The sequence below is a fragment of the Rhodoplanes azumiensis genome, assembly GCF_042682915.1.
In the GTDB taxonomy this organism is placed as follows: domain Bacteria; phylum Pseudomonadota; class Alphaproteobacteria; order Rhizobiales; family Xanthobacteraceae; genus Rhodoplanes; species Rhodoplanes azumiensis.
In genome coordinates this window covers 92,867-116,380 of sequence record NZ_JBHUIW010000009.1, presented here as the reverse complement: position 1 = coordinate 116,380, position 23,514 = coordinate 92,867, and the positions used below count along the sequence as shown (strand labels likewise).

General features: G+C 70.7%; 18 protein-coding genes. 6 read left to right on the top strand and 12 right to left on the bottom strand.

The genetic code is table 11. The features are described 5' to 3' along the window. The first annotated feature begins 41 nt into the window (after positions 1 to 41). Complete coding sequence (gene shc / locus ACFSOX_RS10100; RefSeq protein WP_378477724.1) at positions 42 to 1,970, top strand: squalene--hopene cyclase; 1,929 nt, start codon at positions 42 to 44, stop codon at positions 1,968 to 1,970. Between the two features lie 30 nt (positions 1,971 to 2,000). Here shc and ACFSOX_RS10095 read toward each other — a convergent pair whose 3' ends face one another. Next, the gene (locus tag ACFSOX_RS10095; protein ID WP_378477682.1) at positions 2,001 to 2,687 is read right to left on the bottom strand and encodes a phosphoribosyltransferase; all 687 of its coding nucleotides are present in this window, start codon (positions 2,685 to 2,687) and stop codon (positions 2,001 to 2,003) included. Positions 2,688 to 2,748: 61 nt separating this feature from the next. Further along, positions 2,749 to 3,891 (bottom strand): adenosyl-hopene transferase HpnH, encoded by a 1,143-nt coding sequence (gene hpnH, locus ACFSOX_RS10090; RefSeq protein ID WP_378477681.1) that lies wholly within the window; start codon positions 3,889 to 3,891, stop codon positions 2,749 to 2,751. Between the two features lie 590 nt (positions 3,892 to 4,481). Between hpnH and hpnN the strand changes: the two genes are divergently transcribed. Beyond that, positions 4,482 to 7,145: a hopanoid transporter HpnN gene (gene hpnN, locus ACFSOX_RS10085; protein ID WP_378477680.1), complete on the top strand. Its 2,664-nt coding sequence runs from the start codon at positions 4,482 to 4,484 to the stop codon at positions 7,143 to 7,145. 325 nt (positions 7,146 to 7,470) lie between these two features. Here hpnN and ACFSOX_RS10080 read toward each other — a convergent pair whose 3' ends face one another. From ACFSOX_RS10080 to ACFSOX_RS10065, 4 genes are all read right to left on the bottom strand, one after another. Next, the gene (locus tag ACFSOX_RS10080; protein ID WP_378477679.1) at positions 7,471 to 8,133 is read right to left on the bottom strand and encodes a DUF2147 domain-containing protein; all 663 of its coding nucleotides are present in this window, start codon (positions 8,131 to 8,133) and stop codon (positions 7,471 to 7,473) included. 156 nt (positions 8,134 to 8,289) lie between these two features. Beyond that, the gene (locus tag ACFSOX_RS10075) at positions 8,290 to 8,880 is read right to left on the bottom strand and encodes a DUF924 family protein (protein WP_378477678.1); all 591 of its coding nucleotides are present in this window, start codon (positions 8,878 to 8,880) and stop codon (positions 8,290 to 8,292) included. A gap of 142 nt (positions 8,881 to 9,022) precedes the next feature. Continuing rightward, on the bottom strand, positions 9,023 to 10,273 hold the full coding sequence (locus ACFSOX_RS10070; RefSeq protein ID WP_378477677.1) for a CobW family GTP-binding protein: 1,251 nt from the start codon (positions 10,271 to 10,273) through the stop codon (positions 9,023 to 9,025). Continuing rightward, positions 10,270 to 11,904, bottom strand: a complete 1,635-nt coding sequence (locus ACFSOX_RS10065; protein WP_378477676.1) for a serine hydrolase — start codon at positions 11,902 to 11,904, stop codon at positions 10,270 to 10,272. The genes ACFSOX_RS10070 and ACFSOX_RS10065 overlap by 4 nt, the downstream gene beginning before the upstream one ends. Positions 11,905 to 12,341: 437 nt before the next feature. Between ACFSOX_RS10065 and ACFSOX_RS10060 the strand changes: the two genes are divergently transcribed. Next, positions 12,342 to 13,283 carry a LysR family transcriptional regulator gene (locus ACFSOX_RS10060; RefSeq protein ID WP_378477675.1) on the top strand — a complete coding sequence of 314 codons (942 nt, stop codon included), beginning with the start codon at positions 12,342 to 12,344 and terminating at the stop codon, positions 13,281 to 13,283. 122 nt (positions 13,284 to 13,405) lie between these two features. Here ACFSOX_RS10060 and ACFSOX_RS10055 read toward each other — a convergent pair whose 3' ends face one another. Beyond that, entirely contained in the window at positions 13,406 to 14,458 is a 1,053-nt protein-coding gene (locus ACFSOX_RS10055) for an ABC transporter substrate-binding protein (RefSeq protein ID WP_378477674.1), read from the bottom strand. 258 nt (positions 14,459 to 14,716) lie between these two features. Between ACFSOX_RS10055 and putA the strand changes: the two genes are divergently transcribed. From putA to ACFSOX_RS10040, 3 genes are read left to right on the top strand one after another with little or no spacing between them, the layout of a single operon-like run. After that, positions 14,717 to 17,878 carry a bifunctional proline dehydrogenase/L-glutamate gamma-semialdehyde dehydrogenase PutA gene (gene putA / locus ACFSOX_RS10050; RefSeq protein ID WP_378477673.1) on the top strand — a complete coding sequence of 1,054 codons (3,162 nt, stop codon included), beginning with the start codon at positions 14,717 to 14,719 and terminating at the stop codon, positions 17,876 to 17,878. A gap of 60 nt (positions 17,879 to 17,938) precedes the next feature. Further along, entirely contained in the window at positions 17,939 to 18,223 is a 285-nt protein-coding gene (locus tag ACFSOX_RS10045; protein ID WP_378477672.1) for a BrnT family toxin, read from the top strand. Next, positions 18,189 to 18,560 (top strand): helix-turn-helix domain-containing protein, encoded by a 372-nt coding sequence (locus ACFSOX_RS10040; protein ID WP_378477671.1) that lies wholly within the window; start codon positions 18,189 to 18,191, stop codon positions 18,558 to 18,560. Before ACFSOX_RS10045 ends, ACFSOX_RS10040 begins: the two co-directional genes overlap by 35 nt. Before the next feature lie 21 nt (positions 18,561 to 18,581). Here ACFSOX_RS10040 and ACFSOX_RS10035 read toward each other — a convergent pair whose 3' ends face one another. The 5 genes from ACFSOX_RS10035 to ACFSOX_RS10015 form a co-directional block, all read right to left on the bottom strand. Next, the gene (locus ACFSOX_RS10035) at positions 18,582 to 19,298 is read right to left on the bottom strand and encodes an ABC transporter ATP-binding protein (RefSeq protein ID WP_378477670.1); all 717 of its coding nucleotides are present in this window, start codon (positions 19,296 to 19,298) and stop codon (positions 18,582 to 18,584) included. Next, a complete protein-coding gene (locus ACFSOX_RS10030) occupies positions 19,288 to 20,025 on the bottom strand; it encodes an ABC transporter ATP-binding protein (protein WP_378477669.1) in 738 nt (245 codons plus the stop codon). The genes ACFSOX_RS10035 and ACFSOX_RS10030 overlap by 11 nt, the downstream gene beginning before the upstream one ends. Further along, positions 20,022 to 21,068 carry a branched-chain amino acid ABC transporter permease gene (locus ACFSOX_RS10025; protein WP_378477668.1) on the bottom strand — a complete coding sequence of 349 codons (1,047 nt, stop codon included), beginning with the start codon at positions 21,066 to 21,068 and terminating at the stop codon, positions 20,022 to 20,024. Before ACFSOX_RS10025 ends, ACFSOX_RS10030 begins: the two co-directional genes overlap by 4 nt. Further along, positions 21,065 to 21,925, bottom strand: a complete 861-nt coding sequence (locus ACFSOX_RS10020) for a branched-chain amino acid ABC transporter permease (protein WP_378477667.1) — start codon at positions 21,923 to 21,925, stop codon at positions 21,065 to 21,067. The genes ACFSOX_RS10025 and ACFSOX_RS10020 overlap by 4 nt, the downstream gene beginning before the upstream one ends. 245 nt (positions 21,926 to 22,170) lie before the next feature. Continuing rightward, positions 22,171 to 23,412, bottom strand: coding sequence for an ABC transporter substrate-binding protein (locus tag ACFSOX_RS10015; protein ID WP_378477666.1), 1,242 nt, complete (start codon positions 23,410 to 23,412; stop codon positions 22,171 to 22,173). Positions 23,413 to 23,514 lie beyond the last annotated feature (102 nt).

The following is a 23,514-nucleotide window of genomic DNA, read 5'->3' as shown; positions in this document are numbered from 1 at the left end:
CCACCTTGGCCGACGCCACCCCGGTCGCCGGAGCGACCCTGATGGCGGCGCTCGAGACCCACATCCGGAAGGCGACGGACGCGCTCCTGTCTTATCAGCAGCCGGACGGCCACTGGGTGTTCGAGCTGGAGGCGGACGCGACCATCCCATCCGAATACGTGCTGCTCGTCCATCACCTCGGCGAGACGCCCGACCCCGCGGTCGAGCGCAAGATCGGCGTCTATCTGCGCCGCATCCAGGGCGAGCACGGCGGCTGGCCGCTGTTCAAGGACGGCGACTTCGACATCTCGGCGAGCGTGAAGGCCTATTTCGCGCTCAAGATGATCGGTGACGACCCCGAGGCGCCGCACATGCGGCGCGCCCGCGAGGCGATCCTGGCGCATGGCGGCGGCTCCAAGGTCAACGTCTTCACCCGCATCCAGCTCGCCCTCTACGGCGTGATCCCGTGGAACGCCGTGCCCGTGATGCCGCCCGAGGTGATCTTCCTGCCGCGCTGGGCGCCCTTCACCATCTGGAAGATCTCGTACTGGGCGCGCACCACCATCGTGCCGCTCCTGGTGCTGCAGACCCTGAAGCCGAAGGCCCGCAACCCGCGCGGCGTGACCATCGACGAGTTGTTCCTGGAGCCGCCCGCGACGGTCGGTCCGCCCAAGAAAGCGCCGCATCAGAGCTGGTGGTGGTTCTTCCTGTTCCGCGGCATCGACAGCGTGCTCCGGGTGATCGACCCGCTGATGCCGCGCGCCCCGCGCCGGCGCGCCATCGAGGCGGCGCTCGCCTTCGTGCGCGAGCGGCTCAACGGCGAGGACGGGCTCGGCGCCATCTATCCGCCGATGGCCAACTCGGTGATGATGTTCGACGTGCTCGGCTTCCCGCCCGACTATCCGGAACGTGCCGTCGCCCGCCGCTCGATCGAGAAGCTGCTCGTCGTCGGCGACGAGGAGGCCTATTGCCAGCCCTGCGTCTCGCCCGTGTGGGACACGGCGCTGACCTGCCACGCACTCCTGGAGGCCGGCGGCGAGACGGCGGTCGAGAAGGCCCGCAAGGGTCTCGACTGGCTGAAGCCGCTGCAGGTGCTCGACCTCGAAGGCGACTGGGCGCATGCGCGGCCGGGCGTGCGCCCGGGCGGCTGGGCGTTCCAGTACGCCAACGCCCATTATCCCGATCTCGACGACACCGCCGTCGTGGTGATGGCGATGGACCGGGCACGCAACACCGGCGGCGACGGCCGCTTCGACATGGCGATCGAGCGCGGCCGCGAATGGGTGCTCGGCCTGCAGAGCAAGAACGGCGGCTGGGCCGCCTTCGACGCCGACAACACCTACACGTATCTCAACAACATCCCGTTCTCCGATCACGGCGCCCTGCTCGATCCGCCGACCGAGGACGTCGCGGCGCGCTGCGTGTCGATGCTGGCGCAGCTCGGCGAGACACCGGAGACGAGCCCGGCGATGGCGCGCGGTGTCGCCTATCTGCGCGAGACGCAGCTCGCCGACGGAAGTTGGTACGGGCGCTGGGGGCTCAACTACATCTACGGCACCTGGTCGGTGCTGTGCGGCCTCAACGCCGCCGGCCTCGGCCGCGACGACCCGGCGGTGCGCAAGGCGGCCGACTGGCTGATCCGCATCCAGAACGTCGACGGCGGCTGGGGCGAGGACGCCACCAGCTACAAGCTCGACTACAGGGGATACGAGCCGGCGCCCAGCACGTCGTCGCAGACCGCCTGGGCGCTGCTCGCCCTGATGGCGGCCGGCGAGGTCGACCATCCCGCCGTCGAGCGCGGCGTCGCCTATCTGGCGCGCACCCAGAACGCCGAAGGGCTGTGGGACGAGGAGCGCTACACGGCCACGGGCTTTCCGCGCGTGTTCTATCTGCGCTACCACGGCTACCGAAAGTTCTTCCCGCTGTGGGCGATGGCGCGCTACCGCAACCTCAAGCGCGCGAACGACCGAAGGGTGGCGTTCGGGATGTGACACGGCATCGCTGACGACCTTTTCGGTCGTTCACCCCGCCGTCGTCGCGACCGGCCACCAGCCGTCGCTGCGGCGCTCGAACAGCGGCGTGGTGAAGACGGTGCGCACCGGCAGGCCGCCGAGCACGGATTTCCAGCGCTCGGTCTGGCCCATGATGGCGAGCGCCCCGACCGTCACGGCGCCGGCCCGATCGAGCACATGGCGCGCCGCCGTCACGGTGGTGCCACGCGACACCACGTCGTCGACGATCACGACCCGCCGGCCGGCGAGCCGCGGGATCAGGTTGGGGTCGAGATAGAGGCGCTTCGCCTGGGTCGGCGTGGTCACCGAGGAGACCGGCTCGGACAGCGCCTCGTCGTACCAGAACTTTCGCGAGTACCCCATCGGGACGTAATGGGCGTGCCCCAGCCGCTCGGCGACCTTCGGGGCGAGCGTCAGCCCGAGCGTCGGAAGGCCGACGACGACATCCGGCGCCAGCGCGCGGCCGAGCGCCGCGAGGGCGTCGGCGAACCGATCGACGACGGCGAACGAGGCCTGGTTGATGATGATCGAGGCGACGGCGCGGTCACCCTCGGGAAGCGTGCGCAGCGGCAGGTCGAGCACGAGCCCGTCGCCCACCGGCACCGGATAGCGGTCCTTATAGGGCGGCCCGGACTGCGCCACGGCATCGTCCGCCGGGCCGGGATAAAGGTGCTGCCAGAAGCCTTCGGTCGACATGGAACGGGTGACGCCTGCAGCGCGCGGACGCGCCGGCCGGGCCGACGCGCCGCGCCGTGTCTCACTCGGCCGCGGTGAGCTGCGGCTTCGGCTTCTCGGCCGCGTGGATCTCGGCGATCTTCTTCTCGACGTGGCGGGAGAAGACGTACTCGGCCGGGCGCTGGTTCTCGAGCGAGATCTCGGGGGCCATCTCGCCCTCGGTCGTGACGCCGAACAGCGCGACCTTGAGCGCCGCGAGCGGCCGGCGCATCGTGGCGTCGGCGGCGGTCGGCTCGTAGCCGCAATGCGCCATGCAGTCGGCGCACTTCTCGTAGCGGCCGGTGCCGTAGGAGTCCCAGTCGGTCTCCTCCATCAGCTCCTTGAAGGTCTTGGCATAGCCTTCGCCGATCAGGTAGCAGGGCTTCTGCCAGCCGAAGATGTTGCGGGTCGCCATGCCCCAGGGCGAGCACTGGAATTGCTGATTGCCGGCCAGGAAGTCGAGGAAGAGGCCGGAATGCATGAACTGCCAACGCTTGCCCTTGCCGAGCGCGAAGACCTTGCGGAACAGCTCCTTGGTGCGCTTGCGGGCGAGGAAGTGCTGCTGGTCGGGGGCGCGCTCGTAGGCGTAGCCGGGCGAGATCGACACGCCGACGCCGAGCTCGGCGGTGAGATCGAGATAGCCGGCGATGTCCTCGGCCGACATGCCCTCGAAGATCGTCGCGTTGACGTTGACGGCGAAGCCCTTGGCCTTGGCGGCCTTGATCGCGGCGACCGCCTTGTCGAACGTGCCGGGCTGGCAGACCGAGCGGTCGTGATGCTCCCTCAATCCATCGAGATGGACCGAGAAGAACAGGTAGGGCGACGGCTCGAACAGGTGCAGCTTCTTCTCGAGCAGCAGCGCGTTGGTGCACAGCGAGACGAACTTCTTGCGCGCCACGATGCCCTTGACGATCTCGCCGATCTCCTTGTGGATCAGCGGCTCGCCGCCCGGGATCGCGACCATCGGGGCGCCGCACTCGTCGACGGCGGCGAGGCATTCCTCGACCGACATGCGCTGATTGAGGATCGTGTCCGGGTAGTCGATCTTGCCGCAGCCGGCGCAGGCGAGATTGCAGCGGAACAGCGGTTCCAGCATCAGCACGAGCGGGTAGCGCTTTCGCCCGAGCATCTTCTGCTTCAGCACATACGCGCCAATACGCATTTCCTTGAAGAACGGTATTGCCATTGTTCCTGCTTCCCGAACTCGCCTGCGACACGCCGTGCCGTCGTCGATATCGCACCGATATCGTCTTCGGCGGGCGGCAGAACTCCTGGTGTTAATCGGAAGGCGCCGCCGGTTCAAGCGCCGGCCGACCGCTCGGTCGGCACCATGAACGCTTGTTCATTCGGCACCCGAGAGCAATTCCAGAGGCTTCCGACGCCTGTAACGTGCTGTTGTTTCAGTTCGGCGACACCGGCGCAGGCGCGCGTGGCGCTCTCCGAGGTGACGCAGCCGACCTTCGGATTAGACCGCAACCTGTTGATAATCCGTGAGTTGAACCCGCAGGCACGGTGCAGCGTCGAGGCGGTGGAGCCGCCATCCCGCGACAGCTCCACCTTCCGGCGAGGATCGGGCCTGCCTCGCACGGGGTTGCCACCTCAATTCCGGCCCTATTATGAAGCACATGCACGCGCGGCCCCGGTGGGGTCGCGGACTTTCGTCGTCGGTGCGGTGAAGGCGGCAGGGCGGGCCGAGGGGCGCGCACGCAAAAGCCCCGTCCGCCGGCAGATGCCCGAACCACGCGACACGTCCTCTGACCCCCCACGACCGGACCCATGCTCGTCAAGTCGATCGTCCGCACCGTACGGTTCTGCATTCGGCACCCCCGGGTCGTCGTCGGCCTCTATCTGGTGCTGGCGGTCGTCGCCGGCGTCTACGCGGCCCGCAACTTCGCCATCGACACCGACGTCAACAAGCTGATCTCGCCGGCGCTCGACTGGCGACAGCGGGAGATCGCCTTCGAGAAGTCGTTCCCGGGCCGCTTCGACACCATCCTGGTGGTGGTCGACGCACCGACGCCCGAGCTGACGTCGCGCGCCACCGCGACGCTCGCGGCCCGGCTGAAGCAGAACACGACGGCGTTCCGCGCCGTCGAGGATCCGGGCGGTGGCCCGTTCTTCGCGCGCAACGGTCTCTTGTTCCTGCCGGTCCAGGAGCTCGAGACGACGGCCCAGGGCCTGTCCCAGGCCGGGCAGCTGGTCCGCACGCTGGGCGGCGATCCGAACCTGCGTGGTCTCGTCCAGGGCCTGTCGCTGGTGCTGTCGGGCGTGCGCGGCAACATGGTGCAGCTCGACGCCGCCGCGCCCGCCTTCGACCGCGCCGCCGCGACGATCGAGACGGCGCTGGCCGGCAAGCCCGCGAGCTTCTCCTGGCAGGCGCTGATGACCGGCAAGGCGCCCACGCCGGAGGATCTGCGCCAGTTCATCGTGGTGCGGCCGGTGCTCGACTATTCGGCGCTGGAGCCCGGTGCCGCCGCGTCGGCCGCGATCCGCGAGGCCGCCCGCGACCTCGACCTCGCCGGCCAGTACCAGGCGCGCGTGCGGCTCACCGGCTCGATCGCCATGGCGGACGAGGAATTCTCCACCATGCAGACCGGCGCCGTGCGCGACGCCGTGCTGACCGTCGTGGTGGTGCTCGGCATCCTGTGGATGGCGCTGCGCTCCGGCAAGCTGATCTTCGCCGTCTACGCCAACATGTTCGTCGGGCTCGCCGTCACGGCGGCGCTCGGCCTGATGATGGTCGACGCGCTCAACCCGATCTCGGTCGCCTTCGCGGTGCTGTTCATCGGTCTCGGCGTCGACTTCGGCATCCAGTTCGCGGTGCGCTACCGCACGGAGCGCCACGAGATCGACGATCTAGAGACGGCCCTGGTCGCCACCGCGCGCCGGATCGGCGCGCCGCTGACCCTCGCCGCCGGCGCCGTCGCGGCGGCCTTCCTGTCGTTCACGCCGACCGACTATTCGGGCATCTCCGAGCTCGGCAAGATCGCCGGCGTCGGCATGATGATCGCGCTCGTCACCAGCGTGACGCTGCTGCCGGCGCTCCTCGAGGTGATGAAGCCGGCGGGCGAGCCGGAGGAGATCGGCTATCGTCAGCTCGCGCCGGTCGACCGCTTCCTCGAGCGATATCGCTTCGCCGTGATCGGCGGGACCGTGGGGATCGCGCTGCTCGGCGCGCCGCTCCTGTATTTCCTCACCTTCGACTTCAACCCGGTCAACCTGCGCAACAAGAACGTCGAGTCGGTGGCGACGCTGCTCGACCTGCGCGCCGACCCGAACGTCGGCGCCAACGCCATCGACGTGCTGGTGCCGAACGCGACCGCCGCGGAGGCGGCCGCGCAGAAGCTGCGGACCTTGCCGGAGGTCGGCCGGGTGATGACGCTGACGAGCTTCGTGCCGTCCGACCAGGAGCAGAAGCTCGCGATCCTCGAGACCTTGAAGAAGGTGCTGGTCCCGGCGCTGAACCCGCGGATGATGCCGCCCCCGAGCGAGGAGGACGAGGTCGCGGCGCTCAAGCGCGGCGAGGATCTCCTGACCCGCATCCAGGTCGACCGGCCGGGCTCCGGCGCCGTGGCCTCGGCGCGGCTCGCCGCCGCCCTCGGCCGCCTCGCCGCGGCGTCGCCGAAGACGCGGGAGACGGTCGAGGCCGCCTTCATCGTCCCGCTGAAGGCGATGTTCGACCAGTGGCGCGACCTCCTGCAGGCGCAGCCGATCACGCTCGAGACGCTGCCCTCCGATCTGGTGTCCAGCTGGCGCACGGACGACGGGCGCCTGCGCGTCGAGGCGACCCCGAAGGGCGATCCGAACGACACCGCGGTGCTCCGCGGCTTCGCCCAGTCGATCCTCGCCGTCTATCCGGACGCCACCGGCGCCCCGATCTCGATCCTGAAGTCGGGCGAGACCGTGGTGTCGGCGTTCATCCAGGCCGGCCTCTACGCCCTCGTCTCGATCATGGCGCTCTTGTGGATCGTGCTGCGCCGCTTCGGCGACGTGCTGCTCACCTTGGTGCCGCTGTTGCTCGCCGGCGTGCTGACGCTGGAGTTCTGCGTGATCATCGGCATGCCGATGAACTTCGCCAACATCATCGCCCTGCCGCTGCTGCTCGGCGTCGGTGTCGCGTTCAAGATCTACTACATCATGGCGTGGCGGGCCGGGCAGACCGGGCTCCTGCAGTCGAGCCTCACCCGCGCCGTGGTGTGGAGCGCGCTCACCACCGCGACCGCATTCGGCTCCCTGTGGATGTCGAGCCATCCCGGCACGTCGAGCATGGGCGAGCTGCTGGCGCTGTCGCTCGTCACCACGATGTGCTTCGCGGTGCTGTTCCAGCCCGCCCTGATGGGGCCGCCGCGGGTGATCGAGACGGAGGCGCCGACCGAGCCGGAGACGCCTGCGCCCGCCCCGGCGGCGCCCCGCAAGGACGAGGTTCCCGCGGCGGAGTGAGACCGTCGCGGTAATTCAGGCGTGCACCGACGGCGCGAGCCGGCTCTCTCCGTCACGCCGAGGTGCTCGGCGAAGCCGGGCCACGGCAAGTCGGCTCACCGACTTGCCGACGTTACATACCGATCTCGGGCAAGCCCGAGATCGATGCCATTGAAGCCAAGTCGGCTCGGCGACTTGGCCGGCCGAATCCTTCGAGGCTCGCTGCGCGAGCGCCTCAGGATGACGGGTCGAGGTCCGGGGTCGTTGGTGTCAGATACGAATAATGCCCGCCGCGCGGCGGGCATTATTCGTTTCGCTCGGCTTGCCGTGCGGGCGGGCCTACGCTTCAGCGCGGCGCCGGGGCCGGCCTGGCACCGCCCGCGGCCGGGCGGGCCGGCGGCTGCTCGGCGACGACCGGCAGGCCGGTGGCGTCGGCGACCGCGGTGCAGACGTCCTTGACGGTCTCGAAATTCTTGGCGGCGCCCACCTCGGGCGTCGCCGCCTGGCCGGTGGTGCCGCGGGCCGGCGGCTTGGCGGTCGCGGCCGGCTTGGCGCTCGCCGGCGGCTTCTGGGTCGGCAGCGCCGCGGCGGTGCGGGTCCAGGTCTGGCCGCCGCACAGGAAGCCGAGCACGCAGCCCTGCAGCTCGAGCTGGTCGGGGCTGGAGAGCCTGATGTTGGCCGTGTAGGTCTTGCCGTTCTGGGCGTTGTAGATCTCGCCGTCCCAGCGGCCCGGCTGCTGCTGCTGCATGCCGAGCAGGATCGGCATGCCGAGCGTCGGCCGCGCCCGCTTGCCCGGATCCGGATTGTATTGGTCGATGCCGCCCGGCTCCTTCTCCCAGGAGACGACGCCCCAGAGCTTGTTGGCGCAGCTCTCGATGCGGACCTTGGCGACGCCGTCGGCGACCATCCATTCGCCGGTCGGGTCGGCCGCGAGCGCGGGGACGACGCCGAGCAGCAGCCCGGCGACAGCCAGCCATCCGCTACGGCCTGCACGCGTGGTGTCGATCATCGGTCGGCTCCAAACGGTGTTCGTGTGCACACGGTGTTCGTGTGAACGTCGTCCCCCGGGGTCTTCAACACGCCAAAATCGACGAAACCTTGGCGCCACGGCGGTTTTCGCCGACGCGCACGGCTCGTTTTCGCGCCACCCCGGGTCTTCCCCGGCTCAGCCGGCGAAGCCGCCGGCGTCGAGAAAGGCCTGCTCCTCGGCCGTGGTCTGCCGCCCGAGCAGCGGGTTGCGGTGGGGGAAGCGGCCGAAGCGGCGGATGATGTCGGCGTGCAGCTCGGCGTGGTGCACGCCGTCGGCATCGTCGGCCGCCCGGCACAGGGCGACGCAGCGCTCCTGGTCGGCGAGGTCTTCGGAGTGCATGTGCGGCAGGTAGAAGAACCGCCGGACCGGGTTGTCGAACGCCCGATCGAAGCCGCGCGCGATCGCCCGCTCGGCGATCGCCAGCGCCTGGGCATCGGTCGCGAAAGCCTGCGGCGAGCCGCGAAACATGTTGCGGGGAAACTGGTCGAGCAGCAGGAGCAGCGCCAGCGCACCCTCCGCCGTCTCCTCCCACGCCGCGAGCCGGCCGGCCGCCGCGGCCGCGTGGGCCGGGCCGAAGCGCGTCCGGATCTCGTCGTCGAGCGCGAGATCCTTGACGAACCACCGCGCCGGCCCGAGCCCGATCCACCAGGAGGCGATCTCCGTCGGCGTCGACAGGCCGGCAGCGAGCGCGTCCGCACGGGTCTGGTCAGAGTCACGATCAGGCATCGTCATCCCTCACGGGCTCGGCCTCGCGCGGCGCCCGCACTGCGAGCGGCAGCCAACGACGCGTCCGCGTCCGAGCCGACACGGTGAAACTGTTTTCACCGATCCCTTGTGCCCGTCGCCCGGAACCGGCCCGGTCGCGGCGCTACCGATCGATGCCGCCGAACGGCACCAGCGGATTGTCGACCAGGGCGGCGCGGTCCGGCCGGTCCGGCCCGACCGCCGACAGGAAGGCGGCGAACAATTCGCGGATGCGCGCCTCGGCGATGTCGCGGACGATCAGGACGAGCCTCGTGCGCCGGTCGTCGTCCGGCCAGGCAGCGAGCTGCGCGGGTGGATGGAAGACGTGCTGGACGCCGTGGATCACCATCGGAGCGTCCGGCTGCTCGGCGAGCTTCACGATACCCTTGAGGCGCAGGAGCTCCGGCCCGTGGACGGAGCGCAAGAGCTCCAGGAACATGTCGAAGGCGGCGGCCGGCACCGCCTCCTCGGTCGACAGCGTGAAGGCGCGGATGTGGTCGTCGTGGCGGTTCGGGTCGTGACCGTGAGGGCCGTGGTGGTGACGATGCCCATTCCGACCCGTGCCATGCGCATGCGGCGCGGGGTCGTGCCCGTCGGGATCCTCGGCGTCACGACCCTGATCATGATGGTCGTGATCACGACCGTGATGCCGATGATCGCGCGGCACCTCGACCGCCTCGGCGGCGAGCCAGCGGCGCACGTCCACGGTCTTGGTCGCCGGGTCGTAGAGGCCGCAGTCGAACAGCCGCGCCGGCGCGGCCTCCGCCACCGGGATCTGCGGCGCCGCCGGGTTGAGGGTCGCGAGCCGCGCCGCGAGACGCGACAAGCCGGCGCGACGCTCCGCCGGGTCGATGAGATCGGTCTTGCTGATCACCAGCCGGTCGGCGACGGCGGCCTGCTTCACGGCCTCCGGATGGGCGTCGAGGGTCGCGGCGCCGTTGACGGCGTCGACCACCGTGATCACGCCGTCGAGCCGGAACCGCATGACGAGATACGGATGCACCATGAGGGTGTGCAGGATCGGGGCCGGATCGGCGAGCCCAGTCGTCTCGATCACGACGCGATCGAAGGCGACGCGCCCGTTGTCGCGGTCGCGCAGCAGGCTCTCCAGGGCGGTCACGAGATCGCCCCGCACCGTGCAGCACAGACAGCCGGTGGACAGCATCACGACGCCGTCGCGCACCGGCCGGACCAGGAGATGGTCGAGACCGATCTCGCCGAACTCGTTGATCAGCATCGCCGTGCCGGCGAGCGCCGGGTCGCGCACCAGGCGGTTGAGCAGCGTGGTCTTGCCGGCGCCGAGGAAGCCGGTCAGCACGGAAAGCGGCAACGGGGCGACCGGGCCCCGCGTCCGCTGGTCGAATGATTCGGTCATTGGGTCCGCGTGGCGGAGGATGTGTCGGTGCCGTCGATCGACTTGGCGGCCGGCGAGGCCACCGGACGCGCGGCGGCCGGACGCGCGGCGGTCGGCTTGGGCGGACCTGCGGTCGCTCCGGCGGCGGCGGACTTCGGCGCGCTGCCCGCCGGTTTCGGCTTGTCGCCGGCGGTCGTCGCCGGGCTCGTCGCGGCGGTCGGCTTCGGTTTTGCGGCGCCGGGATTGGCAGCCACGGGCCTCGGGGCCGCCGGCTTGGCGTCGGTCGGGGTCGTGGCCCCGGTCGCGGTCGTGGCCGCGGTGCCGGCCGGCTTCGCCGCGACGGGCTTCGGCGCGACCGCTCTCGGCTTGGCCGGCGGCGCCGGCACGGCGCCGGCCGTCGGTCCGCGATTGGGTAGCGCCACCAGGCCCTTCGGCGCCGGCTTCGGGGTTGGCGGCTTGGTGGCGGTGGCGAGCGCCGCGGCGCCGGCGTCGGGCTTGGCGGGCGGCACGATCCGGCCCGCCCCGGTGGAGGCGAGGGCCGTCCCGGGCCGGCGCGGCGGCCCGACATGGACGTCGATCGGCGGCCCGACCGCGATGGTCTGGGAGACCAGGGCCGAGGCCTTGGTCCCGGCCGTCCGGGCGCCGGGGAACAGCAGCGCCTGCACGCCGCCGGGCTCGCCCGTCGCGTTGCTGCCCGGCATGCCGGCGATTTCGTCGTCGTCGGCGTCCTCGGCGGCCGGGCGGCGACGGTGCTTGCCGCACATCTCCTCGCGCAGGTTCGGCGGCTCGGCCGCGATCGGCGCCAGCGACGCGACATTGCCGTAGGACGGCGCCAGCCAGCCGAGGCCGGTGTTGGTGAAGGCGCTCTCGAACAGGAAGGCGGCCTTGGCGGCGCGCACCGCCGGGGACGGCGCGCCGAACACGACGGCGATCAGCCGGCGGCCGTCGCGGGTCGCGGTGGCGACGACGTTGAAGCCCGAGGCGCAGATGAAGCCGGTCTTCATGCCGTCGACGCCCGGATAGCGAACGAGGAGCGAGTTGGTGTTGCGGATGATGCGCTTGCCGAAGCGGATCGCCGGGATGCCCCAGTAGCCCTCGTATTCGGGAAGCTCGCGCAGCACCGCGCGGGCCAGGATCGCCATGTCGCGCGCCGAGGTGATCTGCCCGTCGGCCGGCAGGCCGTTGGGATTGACCCAGCTCGACTGGGTCATGCCGAGCCGCGCCGAGGCCGCGTTCATCTCGTCGGCGAAGGCCTCGACCGAGCCCGACACGCCCTCCGCCAGCACCACGGCGATGTCGTTGGCCGACTTCACCATCATCATCTTGAGGGCGTTGTCGACCGTGACCTGGGTGCCGGTGGCGAAGCCCATCTTGGTCGGCTGCTGGGCGACCGCGTTCGGCGACACGGTGAACACCGTATCGAGCGTGATTCGGCCTTCCTTCACGGCGCGCAGCGTCACGTAGGCGGTCATCAGCTTGGTGACCGAGGCCGGATACCACGGATGCGTGGCGTTCTCGGCCTTCAGCACCTTGCCGGTGTCGGCCTCGACCAGCAGCAGCGCCTCGCCGGCGGCGCGCGCATCGGCGGTGGCGACCGCGAGGGCGAGGCCCACGGCGGCCGGGAGAACGACGAGCGGAGACGACACGCGCATCGGATGACCAGCCCCGTAGATGGAAGATCGCGCCCGGATCGCGTCGCGGGCGTGCCAGTCTAATCCGATCGGAGGCGCGAACGCAAAATCCCCTCCCGACCGGAGGCGAACCACAGCCAAGCCGGAGGAAAGCGTCCAAAGTTCGACCGTGCGGCGGCCCCGCGCCCCGCGAGTCCGCCGGCGCATATTCGACCGCGCGACTTCGGACGGTCTCGACGGCCCGCGATAAACACGCGTCGCGAGCCCCCACCGAGCCGAGAATCACGTACCGCAGCACCGCCGTCACGGTGCACTTCGCACCCGCGAAAATCCCGCAGCGCAGCGCCTGAACTGACCTAGATCAAATTGATTGTCCGCGAGATTTGGCACGCTGACCGCATCGAGCCAGGAGCAAGGCCGATCGAGCGCACTGCACCCAGGCACCAGCGGGTTTTTCGATGACGAATATTCCGACCGAGCTATTGCGCACGCTGCTGACGGTCGTCGATCTGCGCAGCTTCACCAAGGCGGCCCAGAAGCTCGGTGTCACCCAGCCCGCGGTCAGCGCGCAGATCAAGCGCCTGCAGTTCCTCCTCGGGTTCGATCTGCTCGACAAGAGCGCGCCCGGTGTGAGCCTGACCGAGAAGGGCAGCAACGTCGTCGTCCAGGCGCGCAAGCTGCTCGCCATCAACGATCAGATCGTCTCGCTCGCGCACGGCACCGGCCGCGGCCGCCTCCTGCGCTTCGGCCTGCCCGGCGACTTCATCGGGCTGCCGCTGTGGCAGAGCCTCGCGGCGTTCCGGGCGCGCTGGCCCGACGTGCGGCTGCACATGAAGACCGGGTGCAGCACCACGCTCCTGCAGGAGTTCGAGCATGGCGAGATCGACGTCGTCGTCGCGATGACGAGCCCGCACCCGCACGAGATGGCGAGCCATCACTGGCGCGAGGACATGGTGTGGACGCGCGGGCCGCTCGGGCTCGATCCCGGCAAGCCGCTGCCGCTGGTGAGCCGCGGCGAGACCTGCATGTTCCACCGCCACATGGTCGCCGCGCTGGAGAGCGCCGGGCGCAGCTTCGACATCGTCTTCACGGCCGGCCATATCGACGAGCTGCGACGCGCCGTCGCGGCGGGTCTCGGCGTCACCGCGATGACGCGGACGCTCGCCGACGCCGGCTCGATCTGCGACGACCCGGACCTCCCGGCACTGGCCGACGTCGCCTGCAGCATCTGCACCGGGACCGACGCCGACCCGGTGGTGCGCGACGATCTCGTCGCCGTGCTGGCCGAGACGCTGCGCCCGCGCGGCACCGCCAAGGCGGGCGGCGACAGAGGCGGCGCCGAAGGACGCTCGCCCGACATGCGGGCGGCCGCCCGGTCCGGGATGCAGTCGGTCGCCTGAAGCGGCGCCCGCGGGGCCCCGAGCCCGCACGAGATCGCAATACAGGAGGCCCGGAGCGCGCGCGCCCCGGGCTCCGTCGTCTCGGGCCTCGTCGTCTCGGTTCCGTCGTCTCGGTTCCGTCGTCAGCGGGCCGGCCCGCCGGGGGGCAGGCGCTCGTCGAGCGGCGGCAGGAAGGACGGATCGAACACCTCGGTGGGCTTCGGCTTGACGCGCAGCTCGCTGCCGAGGCCGAGCTGATCGATCGATCGGCCGAGCCGCTCCATGTCGACCGCCCCGAACCCGTTCTCGCGCACCTCCGGCGTCACCAGGCTGCCGACGAGATCGATCTCCAGCTTGGCGAGCTCGCGGTCCCGCGCCGCCTGCTCGGTCCGCTGGACCACCGAATCGATCGCCCGGGCGGGGTCGCGGGCCGTTTCCTCGAGGCCGCGCGCGGCGGCCCGCAGGAAGGCCCGCAACGCGACACCCCGCTCGGCCACCATGCGCGCGGCGGCGACGATCGCCTGGCCGTAGAGGGCGACGCCGTAGTCGGCCATCGGCAGCACCACGATGTCCTCGGCCGGCACGCCGCGGGCCCGCAGATCGACGACCGTCGCGGTGCGCGCCGCGATGGCGTCGACCTGGCCCGAGGCCAGCATCGGCTCGCGCACCGGCAGGGCGACGGCCTCCAGCCGGAGGCGGGCCGGCTCGACGCCGTTCAGCTTGGCGAACACCTGCAGGTAGGTCAGCGAGCCGTCCGCCGTGGAGGCGCCGAGACGCTTGCCGTCGAGCTCCTTCGGGCCGACGATACCGCGGCCGCGACGCGCCAGGACAGCGAACGGCAGCCGGTTCTCCACCATGAAGACGGCCGTCATCGCAGCGCCGGGGGTCTGGGCACGGAACTTGATCAGCGCGTTGATGTCGACGAGCGCGAGGTCGTAGGTGCCGGCGGCGACGCGCGCGAGCGCCTCTTGGGGCGACGGGGCCGGGTCGATCGAGACGTCGAGGCCCTCGGCCTTCAGCCAGCCCCGGTCGAGGGCGAGCAGGAACGGGGCGGCGCGGCTGTCGATCCGGCCGTCGAGCGTGAACTTGACGTAGGGCTGCGCGATCGCCGGGGACGCGAGAATCGAAATCGCCGCCTGAACGACCACGACGGTCGTCGCCGGCAACAGCAGGAGGCGCCGCAGGAGCCTGCCCATGCGCATTGTTCTTGCCCTTGTCGTTCCCGCCCTTGTTCCAGTCCCGCAGCCCGGACCGGGTTCGCGACCGGCCGACCGCCGAACGTCGTACCGCGCCGCGAAACGGCGTCGGCCGTCGCGACGATGCCACACGGTCGCTGATCTGGCGCGCGATTTCGTGTCCCGTCGCGGTCCGACGACCCGACACTGTGTCGCAGCGGCGATAGCCGCCGTTCATCCGACGCGGCGGACACGCGAGTCCGGGTCGAGGAGGTCACGATGAGCACGCAGGAGGCGGCCATGCCGGCATCCCGGCCACCGAATGGGCCGGCGCCGTTCCGGGCGCCACTGGCGCCGCCGGACGAGCCGATCGCCGAACGCTCCCTCGCCGCCGGGCGGCTCGATCCCGCGGCCGAGGCCCGAATCGAGGCGCGGGCGACCCGGCTGGTCGAGGCCGTGCGCACCGGGCCGGGCGGCATCGGCGGCATCGACGACCTGATGCGCGAATACGCCCTCTCCACCCGCGAAGGCCTCGCCCTGATGGTGCTGGCCGAGGCCCTGCTGCGCGTCCCGGACGACGCCACGGCCGACCGGCTGATCGAGGACCGGCTGCGCGCCGCCGACTTCGTCCATCACGCCGGCCGCTCCGGCACGCTGGTCGGCTCGGTCGCCGCCGCCGCGCTCGGCCTGTCGGCCCGCCTGGTCGCCGCCGAGGAGACGCCGCACGGGCTCGTCGCGCCGCTGGTCGCCCGGCTGGGTCGCCCGGCCGTGCGGGCCGCGGTGTGCCAGGCGATCCGGCTGCTGGGCACCCACTTCGTGTTCGCCGAGACGATCGGCGAGGCGGTCCACCGGGCCGCGCGACAACCGCGGCTGCGCTGGTCGTTCGACATGCTCGGCGAAGGCGCCCGCACGGCCGCCGACGCGGAGCGCTATGCCGCGAACTACGCCGCCGCGCTCGCCGCGATGGCACGCCACGCCGGACCGCCCGCCGCCGGCGCGACCCGGACGGGCACCGACCCGGACGGACGACCCAGCCTCTCGGTCAAGCTCTCCGCCCTGCATCCGCGCTACGAGGCGGTGTCGCGGAACCGCGTCATGGCCGAGCTCGGGCCGCGGCTGCGCGACCTCGCCGGGGCGGCGCACGCGCACGGCATCGGCATCACCATCGACGCCGAGGAGGCCGACCGGCTGGAGCTGTCGCTCGACCTGTTCGAGCGTCTCTTGGCGGAGCCGGAGCTGGCCGGCTGGGACGGGCTCGGCCTCGCCGTCCAGGCGTACCAGAAGCGCGCCGGCGCCGTGATCGCCTGGCTCGCCGACCTCGCCCGCGCGCGCCGCACCCGCATCCCGGTGCGGCTGGTGAAGGGCGCCTACTGGGACACCGAGATCAAGCGGGCGCAGGAGCGCGGCCTCGCCGACTATCCGGTCTTCACCCGCAAGGCGATGACCGACCTCGCCTATCTCGACTGCGCCCAGGCCCTGCTGGCGGCGCGGCCGCATCTTTCGCCGCAGTTCGCCACCCACAACGCCCTGACGATCGCCAGCGTGATCGAGATCGCCGGCGGCACCGAGGGCTACGAGTTCCAACGCCTGCACGGCATGGGCGCGGCGCTCTACGCGCGGCTGCTCGCCGACGAGCCCGCCGCGGCCTGCCGGGTCTACGCCCCGGTCGGCGCGCATCGCGATCTCCTCGCCTATCTGGTGCGGCGGCTCCTGGAGAACGGCGCCAACTCGTCCTTCGTGTCGCGCGCCGCCGACCCGGCCGTGCCGCTTTCGGCCGTGCTGAAGCGGCCCCGCGAGATCATCGTCAGTGCCGCGCAGGCGAGAAACCCACGCCTGCCCATGCCCTGCGACATCCATCCGGGCCGGCGCGGCGGCGAAGGGATCGAGTTCGGCCATGCCGAGAGCCTGACCGCGCTCGTCGCCGCGGCACGGCTGCCGGAGGCGCGCCACGCAGCGCCCTTGATTGCGGCGCCGCTGGTGGACGGCGTCGCCCTGCCCGGCCATGTCCGCGACGTGATCTCGCCGATCGACGGCGCCGTGATCGGCCGCGTCACCGAGGCCGACGCGGCGATCGTCACGGCCGCCATGGCGGCGGCCGCGGCCGGCTTTTCGGCCTGGGACGCGACGGCGCTGACGACGCGTGCGGCTGCGCTCGTCCGCGCCGCCGACCTGATCGAGCGGGAGCGCGGGCCGCTGATCGCCCTCCTTCAGGCCGAGGGCGGCAAGACGCTCGACGACGCGCTCGCCGAGGTCCGCGAGGCCGTCGATCTGTGTCGCTACTACGCCCTGGACGCCCGTCGGACGCTCTCGCCCGAGCCGCTGCCCGGCCCCACCGGCGAGTCGAACCTGCTGCGGCGGCGTGGGCGCGGCGTCGTCGCCTGCATCAGCCCGTGGAACTTTCCGCTGGCGATCTTCGTCGGCCAGGTCGCCGCGGCGCTGGTCGCCGGCAACGCCGTGGTGGCGAAACCGGCCGAGCAGACGCCGCTCGTCGCCGCCCACGCGGTGCGGCTCCTGCACGCCGCCGGCATCCCGGCGACCGCGCTTCATCTGCTGCCCGGCGACGGCCATGTCGGCGCGATGATGGTCGGCGACCCGCGGCTCGCCGGCATCGCCTTCACGGGATCGACCGCGGTGGCGCGATCGATCGCCCAGGATCTGGCGGCGCGCGACGGGCCGCTGGTGCCGCTGATCGCCGAGACCGGCGGCATCAACGCCATGATCGCCGACGCGACCGCGTTGCCGGAGCAGCTCGTCGACGACGTGATCACGTCGGCGTTCCGCTCCGCCGGCCAGCGCTGCTCGGCGCTGCGGCTCCTGTGCGTGCAGGAGGACGTCGCCGATCCCGTGATCACGATGCTGGTCGGCGCCGCCAGGGAGCTCGCGATCGGCGACCCGCGCGATCCCGCGACCCATGTCGGCCCGGTGATCGACGCCGACGCGCAGGACCGCCTCCTCGCCTGGCTCGACCGGGCGGAGAAGCAGGGCCGCCTGTTGTGGCGTGCCGACGCGGACCGACCGCTGCCGCGAGACGGGATCTTCGTGCCGCCCGCCGTGATCGCGCTCGACCGGGCGAGCGATCTTCGGGACGAGGTGTTCGGCCCGGTCCTGCACGTCGTGCGCTGGCGGGCCGACGGCTTCGACGACCTCGTCGAGGACATCGCCCGCAACGGCACGCGACTGACGCTGGGGATCCACTCGCGCATCGCCGCGACGGCCGAGCGCGCGATCGCCCGACTCGGCCACGGCAACGTCTACGTCAACCGCAACATGATCGGCGCCGTGGTCGGCACCCAGCCGTTCGGCGGCAGCGGCCTCTCCGGCACCGGCCCCAAGGCCGGCGGCTCGGACTATGTGCGCCGCTTCGCCGTCGAGCAGACCATCACGATCAACACGGCCGCCATCGGCGGCAACGCCGCCCTGCTGGCGGACACGGAGGAGTGAGCGCGGACCTCCCCGTGAGCCGCACGGCATCCATTGACAAACTACGGATATTCCGTACTTATGACACGCAACGACTTCGAATGGGACGACGCCAAAGCGGCACGGAACGAACTCGACCATCGTGTGAGTTTCGAGACGGCAACGCTCGTGTTCCGAGACCCGTTCGCCGTCGAGTGGTTCGACGATCGCGAAGACTACGGCGAGGACAGGTGGTGTCTTCTCGGGATGGTGGAGGGCCGCCTGCTGTATGTCGCTTACACGATGCGCGGCGAGACAATTCGCATCATTTCCGCACGCGGAGCCGAGCCCTATGAAAAACGGCGATACCACGAAGACAACATTTGAGCGGCCGGGCACTGGGATGACGGACTGGAGCCGCTTCGATGCGATGTCTCCAGCCGAGCGAAGCCGCGCAGCGGCGGCCGATCCGGATGCGCGGCCCCTCACCGAAGCCGACATGAAGCGGATGAAGCGCACGCCGCAGGTGAAGGTGGTGCGTCGGGCGCTCGGGCTGACGCAGGAAGATTTCGCGGCCCGATACCACATCCCGCTCGGCACGCTTCGCGACTGGGAGCAGGGCCGGGTCGAACCCGACCAGGCCGCGAGGGCCTATCTCACCGTCATCGCCCGCGAGCCGGAGACGGTGAGGGCCGCGCTGGAGCAGCGCCGGACCGGAGCTTGAGAGCCCACGTTCCTCCCCCGCTCAAAACACCCCGAGATGCTGGCCGAGATCGACGCCGTGCTCGACCTCCGCCGTGGTGGCGGCGACGGCGACCCGGCCGGTGTCGAGGATCACGATGTCGTCGGCGACGTCGAAGACGAGCTTGGGGTTCTGCTCGACCAGCACGATGGACAGGCCGCTCGCCTTGAGCTTGCGGACCGTCGCCATCACGTCGGCGACGATCTGCGGCGCGAGACCTTCCGACGGCTCGTCCATCAGGAGGACGCGCGGGTTCGACATCAGGGCGCGGCCGATCGCCAGCATCTGCTGCTCGCCGCCCGACAGATACGCGGCCATCTGGTGCTTGCGCTCGTCGAGCCGCGGGAACATCGCGTAGACGGTGTCGAGCGTCCACGCCGCCGCCCCGCCGCCGACCGGTTTTCGCGCGGCGACGATCAAGTTCTCCCGCACCGTGAGGCTGCGGAAGACGCGGCGGCCCTGCGGAACGAGCGCGACGCCGCGCAGCGCGATCTGCTCGGGCGCGAGGCGCGAGGTCTCGTCGCCGAACACGCGGACGCTGCCGCGGCGCGGGTGCAGGAGCCCCACCGCGACGTTCATGCAGGTCGTCTTGCCGGCGCCGTTGCGACCGAGCAGGCCGAGGAGCCGCCCCTCGCCGAGCCGGAACGACACGCCCTGAAGAATCCAGCTGTCGCCGTAATAGGCGTCGACCCCGGCGAGCGCGAGTGCGTCAGTGGCCAAGATAGACCTCCCGGGTGCGCGGATCGGCGACCACCTCGGCGCGCGTGCCCTCGACGATCACCTCGCCGAAATTGAGGAGCGTGATCTTCTCGGCGAACTCCAGCGCGACGTCCATGTTGTGCTCGATCATCACCATGGTGACGTCGCGCGGCACCGCCATCAGGAGCTTGTGGACGTCCTGGCGCTCGTCGATCGACAGGCCGGCGAAGGGCTCGTCGAGAAGGAGCACGCGCGGCTTCTGAGCGAGCGCCATGGCGATCTCGACACGGCGTCGCTCGCCGTAGGAGGTCTCGGCGAGCGGCCGGTCGGCGAGATGGGCGAGCCCGACCATGGCGAGCGCCGCCTCGGCCTTCTCGACCAGATCGCGCTGGCGCTCGAAGTCGATGAACGGGTTCCAGCGCCGCTCGGAGAGGCCGAGCAGCGCCAGCATGACGTTGCGGCGCAACGTGTCGCGCCCGAACAGCGTGATGATCTGATAGGTGCGCGCCATGCCGCGATGGGCGCGGTCGCGCACCGGCGTCCTGGTGATGTCCTCGCCGAACAGCGCGATCGAGCCCGAGTCCGGCGTGATCTCGCCGGTGACGAGATTGAACAGCGTCGTCTTGCCGGCGCCGTTCGGGCCGATGATCAGGCGCCGCTCGCCGGCCGCGACGGAAAGGTTCACACGACGCGTCACGTAGAGGCCGCCGAACGACTTTCTCAGCTCCTTGACCTCGAGCGCGATCATGCCCCGCCCTCCTTCGTGGTGGCCGGCGTGGCGGTCTCGGCGGGCACGGTGCCGTCGGCGTCCTGCGGCTTCGGCGCGCCGTGGCGCAGGCGGTGGCGCGCCCAGGCCCAGAACCGCGCCGTGCCGGGCACCAGCCCGTCCGGCATGAAGCTGATGATCAGGATGAAGATGATGCCGAGCACCATGTTCCAGCGCACGATATAGGCGCTGACGACGTTCTTCATGATCACCACGATGGCGGCGCCGACGATCGGCCCGAGCAGCGTCGCGGTGCCGCCGGCGATCACCATCAGCAACGCCTCGGCCGAGGTGGTGAGCGCCACCACCTGCGGGCTGATGAACTGGTTGTAGTAGAGGAACAGGAGCCCGGCGACGCCCGACCAGAAGCCCGACAGCAGGAAGGCGAAGAAGCGGATCAGCCACACATCGTAGCCGAGCGCGGCCATCCGCCGCTCCTGGTCGCGGGTGCCGCGCAGGCTCGCCCCGAACGGCGAGCGCACCACCACGGCCATGGTGGCGACGCAGGCGAGGAACACGGCGAGGCACAGATAGTAGAAGCCGTCCGCGCCGGAAAGGCTCAGCCCGAACGGTGCCGGCCGGGTCGCGACGTTGATGCCGTTGTCGCCGTTGGTGAGACTCGCCCAGCGATAGGCGATGCCCCACAGGATCTGGCCGATCGCCAGCGTGATCATCAGGAAGCCGATGCCGGTCGCCCGCAGCGACAGCACCGCGTAGACGGCGGCTGTCGCGACCGTGACGACGAGCGCGGCGATGTCGGCGACCAGATGACCGTGGCCGCGGCCGAGCAGCAGCGCCGCCGTGTAGCCGGCCATCGCGAACAGCCCGGCATGGCCGAGCGAGGTGAGTCCGCCATAGCCGACCAGCACGTTGAGGGCGAGCGCGAACACCGCGAAGAACAGGATCTGGCTCGCGATGTTGACGTAGTAGGCGTTGGTGATCCACAGCGGGAGCGTGAGGAGAAGCAGCAGCGCCACGGCGATCGCGATGGCGCGCGGCGTGACGGGACCGGTCGCCGCGCTCATGCCACCACCTTGCCGAACAGGCCCTGCGGGCGCAGGACGAGCACGAGCAACATCGGCAGGAACAGGATCACGTAGGCGAGATCCGGAAACATCGCCTGGCCGAAATTGTAGAGGAACCCGATGATGAAGCTGCCGACCAGCGCGCCGAGCAGGCTACCGGTGCCGCCGAGGATCACGACGATGAGAGCGAGCGGCAGCATCTCGAAGTCGAGCCCCGGATAGACCGAGAGATAGGGCGCGCCCATCACGCCCGCGAAGGCGGCGAGCGCCGCGCCGAGCGAGAAGATCAGGGTGAAGAGCTGCGACACCTTGATGCCGACGACGCGGGCGATCGGCGGGTCGTCGACACCGGCCCGGATCATCGCCCCGAGCCGAGTCCAGTCGACCATGATCCACAGCGCGATCGCCACCACCACGGCGACCGCCAGGATCACCAGCCGGTAGAGCGGGAAGAACAGGCCGGCGACCTGCACGGCGCCGGCGAGATGCGCCGGCGTCGACGGCTGCCAGGGGTCGCCCGTCCACACCATCAGGCAGACGTCGCCGATGATGAAGGCGAAACCGAGCGTGAGCAGCACCTGCGGCAGCACCTGCCCCTCGAGCCGACGCAGCAGGAACCGCTCGATCAGGCCGCCGAGCAGCGCCGTGATCAGCCCCGCCCCGATCGCGGCGATCCAGAAGTTCGCGCCGCGGTCGAGGAACGTCACGCCCAGATAGGCACCGAGCATGAAGAACGAGCCGTGCATCAGGTTGGGGATGCGCATCAGCCCGAAGATCAGCGAAAAGCCCGACGAGAGGAGGAACAGGAGCCCGCCGAGCGCGAAGCTGTTCACGGCGAGGGTCAACCAGAGACTCATGGAGAACTCCGCGCAACCTCGACTGACGATGGCGATGGGTGGGCCGCGACCGTCACTTCTCCCCGCCTGCGGGGAGAGGTCGGGCCTCGCGCGCGAGCGCGAGGTCCGGGTGAGGGGGCGTCGCGTGGATACGGAGGCGCCCCCTCACCCCGACCCTCTCCCCGCACGCGGGGAGAGGGAGAGCGGGCGTCGTGCCCGACGACCGTGCGCCCCTCCTCACCACGAGGACGGACGCTCGGACGAGCTCACTCCAGGTTCTTGGCCGGCGGGTAGTCGCGTGCGTAGACCGGATTGGCGAGGAACGCCTGGTCGCCGTAGGTCCAGAACTGGCTCACGTCCGGATAGGTCTTGACGATGGTGTTGACGAGCGCCCCACCCTTGCGCTCGCAGCGGCGGATGTGCACGTCGCCGACGACGTTGCCGTACTTGTCGAACTTCACCGGCCCGCGCGGCGTGTCGGCGAGCGAGACGCCGCGCAGCGCCTCGTTGAACGCCTTCTTGTCGTCCGACTTGCCGCCGGTCTTCTTCAACGCCTCCTCCACCACCTGACCGGCGATGTACATGCCGGCCGAGTAGCCGCCCGGCAGCACGTTGTAGTCCTTCGCCATGTCGGCGACGAACTGCTTGTTGACCGGACTGTCGAGCGAGGCCGAGTACCAGGCGGCCGAGACGACGCCGACCGCCTCGTCGCCGAGGCTCTTCAAGAGCGCGTCGTCCATGGCGGTCCAGCCGGCCAGCAGCGGGATGCGCTTCATGCCGAGATCCGCGTAGGCGCGCATGAACTTGACCGGGTTGGAGCCGGCGAAGCCGTTGGCGACGCAGTCGACATTGCCGATCTGGGCGATGTAGGGCGTGTAGTCGGGCGTCACCAGCGGCGGCCACAGCTTCTTGACCACCTTGCCGCCGTTGTCCTCGAACACCCGCTGGAAGCCGGACATCTGCTCGTAGCCGAAGGCGAAGTCCTCGGAGATGGTCGCGGCGCGCTTGTACTTCAGCTCCTTCGCCGCATAGTCGCCGAGCACGTGGCAGCACTGCGCCGAGGTCGCCGAGGGCCGCATGATATAGGGGTTGGTCTGGCGCTGGGTGACGTCCTCGGCCGCCGCGAGGCTCATCAGCGGCGTGCCCTTCTGGCGGATGTAGTCGTTGAGCGCGAGGAGCTCGAAGGCGGCGAGCGGCCCGAGCACCACGTCGACATTGTCGCGCTCGATCAGCTCGGACGCCTTGGTCTTGGCGCCGGCCGGGTTGCCGCCGGTGTCGGCCGAGATCAGCTCGATCCTGCGGCCCGCGAAGGTGTTGTTGCGCTGCTTGAGCAGGACCGTGATGCCCTGCTCCATCTGGATGCCGCCTTGCGCGAGCGGCCCGGTCTTCACCGTGAGAAGACCGATCTTGAACGGCACGGCTTGGGCGATCGCCGGCATCCCGATCACGGCCGATGCGGTTCCGGCGGCGGTTGCGGCCACGAAGGCACGACGAGTCACTCTCGGCATGGCGTTTCGTTCCTCCTGTTGTTATGTCGGCGGGAGGTGGCGCGCCCGCGTCCTCTCCGAGCGCCGGAAGGAACCGCGGTCGGCCACCCGCGCCGGCGCCGC